Source organism: Paenibacillus sp. OT2-17, from assembly GCF_009827695.1.
Classification (GTDB): domain Bacteria; phylum Bacillota; class Bacilli; order Paenibacillales; family Paenibacillaceae; genus Paenibacillus; species Paenibacillus polymyxa_B.
This window is the reverse complement of record NZ_WUDQ01000464.1, coordinates 1-2,988: the sequence shown is the minus strand read 5'-3', so window position 1 is coordinate 2,988 and position 2,988 is coordinate 1. Positions and strand designations below refer to the sequence as shown.

Genomic DNA, 2,988 nt, shown 5'->3' with positions numbered 1-2,988 from the left:
AACTCTTTTGATTGAACTGTTTATGAAAGGAATCTACCATGAAAATCAAGCTGGGTATTATCACGCCTGAGACCCATATGGACTATTTCCGTACCATTGAAGAAGAAATGCGGCCCTTATGTCAGTTCAGGTTTCTTACAATCAGCAACTTCCGGGAAACAACAGACATCTATCTCAAAAACTTAGGTTCGGTGGATGGATTTGTGATCAGTGGCAGGATGCTTTACGAGTCAATCGATAAGGAATGCCTGGATGAAAAAGTACCTGTTCACATTTTGCAGGATGATGAAAACCTACTTTATAGGGAACTTTTCCGGCTGCTGGTTACAGAACCTGGGCTTGATATATCCAGGATCTATGTGGATTATGCGTATATAATCGAGTCCTTCAGTGAATTCCAGCAATACCTTACTCATGAGGGAAAGCCCATTGACAGCGGAGATCTGCTCGAACGGGTGGAAACAATGCTCGACAACCATATCACTCTGTGGGAAGACAAGAAAATAGACCTGTCCATCACGGCGTTCGGCCACTTTGTTCCAGAACTCAAAAAGCACGGAGTCAGATATATCTTAATCCGGCCCACTTTGGAAAACGTTAAAGAGACCATAAGCGAGATCATCAACGAAATTACCATCCTCAAGCTTAAGAGCCAGAGGGCAGTTGTTGCATGCTTATCGGCCAAAACGGCGGAGTCGCCATCTGAAGAGCAGCTTCATGAGCTGAAAGTCCTTGTCGGCAGGTTTCTGCGCAGCGTGAATCTGGCAGACACGGCCCAAATTTCAGAAGGCTTTGTCAGACTATACACCACCTACGGAAATTTCATGAAAATCACCTCTAACGCGCATAACTGCACCCTGCTGGAGTATCTGGAAGGATACATAAGCGACAAGGTGAAAATCGGGTGGGGCTCGGGGCATGAATATTTTCAAGCTAACGTCAACGCCACCAAAGCTCACAGACAGGCGGAAGCCTTTACGGGCAGCTGCAGCTTTTTTATAAACGAGGATCAGAAGGTTATCGGCCCAATGCGGAGTATGAATGTCATACAGTTCTCTGAACAGGGGGACCCGGAAATCATGGCGTTAGCCAAAACCATCGGAATAAACAACATCAATTTGCAAAAAATCATGTCCTATGCAGAAATCATGAGAACCAATAAATTATCCTCTGAGGATGTTGCTGAGTGCTTGTCCATGACCGTCAGAGGTGCAAACCGTATTCTTAACAAAATTGAAGAAAGTAAATACGTACAAACGGTATTTGAAAAACGGGACAACAGTAAAGGGCGGCCCAAAAAATACTACGAGCTGTTGTTTCTGGACAAAGAAGGGCGCAAAATAAGCAGATGATACGCATTGGCAAAAAAGGCATATTTTCAAAACTGAAAACGTGCCTTTTTTGCACTTATTTACCAAGTCAAATCATTTCCTGGTCGGACGACCAGCTCTGTACATGCTGCAGGAACCGCCGCGTTGCAGGGGAAGCATATTTCATCGAGTTGACCGCGATGCCAAGGGAACGGAAGCTGTGCTCCTCCAGCTCGAGCATGGCTACATGCTCATGCTGAAACCGGGTGACCAGCTCCGGTAGGATGCTGATGCCCAGGCCTTTCTCTACCATAGCTATGATCGCATAATCATCCCCGGCGGAGAACTTGATGTTCAGCTTAATCCCGGCCTTCTCCAGTACCCGCTGCACATCATAGTCCGAGCCGGGCTTCGGAATGATGAAGTCCTCGTAGGTGATCTGGGCCTGTGGCATATAAGTGGCTTTAATCAGCAGATGGTCGGTGGAGTGAGTCGCCAGCATCCGATCCCGCTTTACCTGCTGCTTGAGCTGCTCATTCCATTTCAGATTCTCCCGGATGGGCTGAAGAACCTGTTTCCCGTTCACCGTCAGCTTCACACCAGAACGGCTGCGCACGAGCAGCGGGAAGCCGAATTCTTGCTCCAGGCTGCTGATCGTATGGCTGATGCCGGATTACGTGAAGCCCAGCGCCCCCGCCGCCTTCGTCAGACTGCCCAGCTCCACCACGCCAGGAACACTTCATAATGAGCAATACCTTGCAAATTTCGAGTATGCAAAAAGCCCTTGAATCTCCTCGACAGGAAACTCAAGAGCTCGTTCATTGTTAAATTGGTGCGGTCGAGAGGACTCGAACCTCCACGGGGGGTTAGCCCACACGGACCTGAACCGTGCGCGTCTGCCAATTCCGCCACGACCGCATATAAATTATCGTTTATCCTCGAAAGATCAATCTTTCTTAGCGACAAGATAGATCATACCATGCACATATCAAGATGTCAAACCTTTTATGTTCGTTAATTTCCTCTTGATAAAAAAGGAATAATAAACTAAAATAAGAACATAGGTTCTCGGGAACGAAGGTTCTTTTTTTCAATCGGTTATGAATTATCATCACATTTTCTTAAGGCGGTGAATGGTAATGACTTCTTTAGATACTACTCAGCATGAATGGTCTCTTGTGAAAAGTTATCTGCTCCTTACCTTTATTCAAAAAGTATTTGAGCGGGACAGCCTAATTCTTGAAGAAAGCGGTATGCTGAAAACCCCTGATCTTTATGTCGAAATGGTTAACGCAGGTGTAGATCGTACCGGAATCCTGCTATCTGAAATAAAACATGAATTTAATAAATATCACATTCATGTTCTAGACATACAACAAAACCACTCCGGCGTTCACGCCACCTATATAAGTAAAGGAAATAAAGAGCAGTTCAATATGGCTATGCCAGCATTCCGTAAAGAAATGTATGAGCGGATGCGAGCATATCTGGGGCTCTCGACCTCCATGCCTCATACAGCCGCCCTTCCTTTACTAGAGAAACATCGCCCCGAATTACCAAACAATTCAACTTCCAAACCCCTACGCATCGTTGAACGAAGTTTGGTTACATCCTCTTTGGCCTATAAGCGTAAAACGTCTCGCCCTGCTGCTTTTGCCGCAAGCAGAAGAGCATAATC

3 protein-coding genes and 1 tRNA gene are annotated in these 2,988 nt (G+C 46.1%); 2 read left to right on the top strand and 2 right to left on the bottom strand.

Annotated features, from left to right (window positions below):
• Positions 1 to 38: 38 nt before the first annotated feature.
• Positions 39 to 1,352 (top strand): transcriptional regulator, encoded by a 1,314-nt coding sequence (locus GRP75_RS23150; RefSeq protein WP_160790480.1) that lies wholly within the window; start codon positions 39 to 41, stop codon positions 1,350 to 1,352.
• Between the two features lie 67 nt (positions 1,353 to 1,419).
• Here the strand turns inward: GRP75_RS23150 and GRP75_RS30005 are convergent, their stop codons facing one another.
• Both GRP75_RS30005 and GRP75_RS23140 read right to left on the bottom strand, forming a co-directional pair.
• Entirely contained in the window at positions 1,420 to 1,896 is a 477-nt protein-coding gene (locus GRP75_RS30005) for a LysR family transcriptional regulator substrate-binding protein (protein WP_337194259.1), read from the bottom strand.
• A gap of 244 nt (positions 1,897 to 2,140) precedes the next feature.
• A tRNA-Leu gene (locus tag GRP75_RS23140) sits at positions 2,141 to 2,228 on the bottom strand.
• A 221-nt stretch (positions 2,229 to 2,449) separates the two neighbouring features.
• Here GRP75_RS23140 and GRP75_RS23135 point away from each other — a divergent pair.
• Positions 2,450 to 2,986, top strand: a complete 537-nt coding sequence (locus GRP75_RS23135; protein WP_023988046.1) for a YhjD family protein — start codon at positions 2,450 to 2,452, stop codon at positions 2,984 to 2,986.
• Positions 2,987 to 2,988: the final 2 nt, after the last annotated feature.

Excerpts from the sequence above, each read along its gene's own strand:
- GRP75_RS23135 (WP_023988046.1), top strand. The coding sequence starts at position 2,450 with ATGACTTCTTTAGATACTACTCAGCATGAATGGTCTCTTGTGAAAAGT.
- GRP75_RS23150 (WP_160790480.1), top strand. The coding sequence starts at position 39 with ATGAAAATCAAGCTGGGTATTATCACGCCTGAGACCCATATGGACTAT.